2 protein-coding genes and 1 pseudogene are annotated in these 2,573 nt (G+C 59.3%); 2 read left to right on the top strand and 1 reads right to left on the bottom strand.

The annotated features are described in order from the left end of the window. The coding region (locus V6C07_RS03115; RefSeq protein WP_333534918.1) for a flagellar basal body-associated FliL family protein at nucleotides 1-364 on the top strand (364 nt) is incomplete at its 5' end. Between the two features lie 630 nt (nucleotides 365-994). On the opposite strand, the gene V6C07_RS03110 is transcribed toward V6C07_RS03115, so the two are convergent. Then, entirely contained in the window at nucleotides 995-1,342 is a 348-nt protein-coding gene (locus tag V6C07_RS03110) for a DsrE family protein (RefSeq protein ID WP_333534917.1), read from the bottom strand. 389 nt (nucleotides 1,343-1,731) lie between these two features. Between V6C07_RS03110 and V6C07_RS03105 the strand changes: the two are divergent. Next, a pseudogene (locus V6C07_RS03105) lies at nucleotides 1,732-2,573 on the top strand (autotransporter assembly complex protein TamA); the annotation flags it as partial.

Genomic DNA, 2,573 nt, shown 5'->3' with positions numbered 1-2,573 from the left:
CGGCGGCCAGTCTGCCCCGGGTTCGGATGTACGCATTGAACGGCAGAGCGACCTGCCCCGCAGCGGGGGCATGGTGCTGCCGCTGCCCCCTGTTACCGTCAATCTGGCGGACGCTTCGGGGCGGCGCTATCTCAAGATGGGCATGGAAGTGGAGGTGAACGCCGACGTGTCGGCGGCCCTTCAGGCCAATAATGCCCGTATCCGGGATGCCATCATCATGTTGCTGGCAGGCAAGAGTTATGCCGATATAGCCACCCCTGACGGCAAGGTGCTGCTCAAGGCCGAAGTGGCGGCGCGCATCAACCAGATTTTGGGCGCGCAGCGCGTTATCCGGGTGTTCTTTACGGATTTTGTCGTGGAATAGGGCGGACGTCCGTGATTCCGGCCGTATTCCGGCCGTATTCCGGGCGTTTTCCGGCTGTGCGCCGTATCTGCGCATGGGCCGCACATCGGGCATGACGGATTACCGGGCGTCAGGCACGTTGAATTTGCGAACGCTTCGGCAGTTCGCGCGCATATGTTGCGGGCGGGGCAGGCACAGCTTTCGCCAATACGCGAAAACCGTGCATAAAGACGGCAGCGCGGGTTGTTTGCGAGGCCGGGAGCCGGAAGGAGCGTCAAACAACTTTGGAAACGGACTGCGTTTCAGGGTGAACCTGCGCCAGAGCAATTTCACTTTGAAATTGCTCTGGCGGCTGCGTGGGCAGTCGCCCGCCGCAAAGATGCAAGCGCAGCTTCAGCCGTTACGGCAAAGGAAGTTACGGATGCTTCAGGAGTTGTAACGCGGGAAATTACGCTTGCAGACACCATGTGTAACGAGCGGTTTGTTTCCACACAACCACTGTCGCCATTCGTAAGGCTCGCAGGCTCGCCAACGACTGCCGCGAAGACAGCAGAGCTATTTGCTTGCGCGGTTAAGCAGCGAAGCGAGCGTGTCTTAAACTTTGAGAATGTATATTCTCAAAGTTAATCTGCCCTAGTCGACACTGAAGCGTCAGGGCTTGATGTAGGCAAAGCCTTCGCGCTGCAGGCGCACTATTTCCACCAGACCGGCAGGGACAACATCACAGCCGGGCCAGATGTCCTCGTGGCTTATATTGTTGTCGGCCAAGGCATTGGCGCAAAGCAGGATACGCAGCCCCTGATCCTGGAGGGGCGCGGCCACTGCACGGAATTCTTCGTTTTTGCGGGTAAAGTGATTAACGGCAGGGCCATTGGCAACCACCACGAGCTGAAAGCGTTCGCCGGGCAGCCCCTTGATATAATTGGCCGCATTTTTCAGCACCAGTTTCAGGATGGCAGGCTCATTGCTGTCAATATGCAGGCAGAGATCGTAATTCATACATGTTCTCCATACGTTGCCGCCAGGTGGAACCCGCGGCGGGTTCCGGCAGACGCCGGGCATGGCACAAGTAGTAGCAGGGGCGCGCCGCTTTGCCAAGCAATGGAACGTGCGCTGGCCGCAGCCATACGGTTTTGCTCGCAATACAGCCCGCAATACAGATATATATTATGCGAATGTTTCTTGCTAAGGCCGCGCATAGGGCGTATATTGTCGCCATGTGTGTTGTACCCTCCAAAAAGTCCCTGAATTCCTTCCACTCTGAATGCACCGTGTTCTTTCGTATGCCCGATAATTCGGGCCACGGGATATTACGCTGCCTGTTGCTGCTGCTTTTGGCGTTGTGCCTCGGGGGCTGCGGCCTTTTTAAGCCCAAGCCTGATGACGCCATGTCTGATCAGGCACAGGAGCAGGAATCCCTTGAAGCCGCATGGCGCGGCGACCCCGTACCTTATTCCCTGCGCATCAAGGTAGAGGACGGCCCGTCTTCCCTTGAAGGCAAGATGAAATCCGTAAGCCAGCTGGCGCAGCTCACCAACGAGCCGCCCGACAGCATGCTTGCCCTGGAACGCCGCGCCCGCGCCGATGTGGATACGGCCGTGCGCCTTCTGCATTCCCAGTGCTACTATGAAGGATCTGCCTCTTTCAGCTTTGATGAGGAGGCCAAGCCCCTGCGCGTCACGCTGACCCTTGTGGCAGGGCCGCGCTATACCCTTGGCCGGGCCGACGTAACCTACGAGCCGGTTCCGGACGTGCCTGCCCCTTTCAAAAACCGGCAGCGCGAAGTGGGCTTTTGGGGGCTGCAAACCGAACCTGTTCCCCCGCCGTCCTTTCCCGCAGTGCTGCCCGGCGTTGACGTGGGCAAACCCGTTGTGGCCGACACCCTGCTGAGCGCGGTGGAGGCCCTGCCCGAAAAGCTGCATACCCAGGGCTATCCCCTGGCCGCTGTCATCCAGGCCCGCTACACGCTTGATTCCGAAAAAAAACAGGTCAATGCCGATATCAGCATAAATCCAGGCCCGCCTGCCCTTATGGGCAGCGTGGACGTGACGGGCAACAAGGGCGTCAACGCTGCCTACCTGCAGCGGCTGACCCCCTGGATTCCCGGCGATGAGCCGTGGGATACAGAACGTATGGACGACTACGCCAACCAGCTTCGCGGTCTCGGCCTTTTCCGCTCGGTAGAGGTGCGCCCCAAGGAAGAACTGCTGGCCGGAAAAGACGGCGCGGG

The organism is Desulfovibrio sp. 1214_IL3152, from assembly GCF_036763055.1.
Taxonomy (GTDB): Bacteria; Desulfobacterota; Desulfovibrionia; order Desulfovibrionales; family Desulfovibrionaceae; genus Desulfovibrio.
The sequence above is the reverse complement of the archived record's forward strand: the minus strand, read 5'-3'. Positions and strand labels throughout refer to the sequence as shown.

Bases quoted from the DNA above. Each gene is read 5' to 3' on its own strand.
- V6C07_RS03110 (WP_333534917.1), bottom strand. From the start codon at position 1,342: ATGAATTACGATCTCTGCCTGCATATTGACAGCAATGAGCCTGCCATC.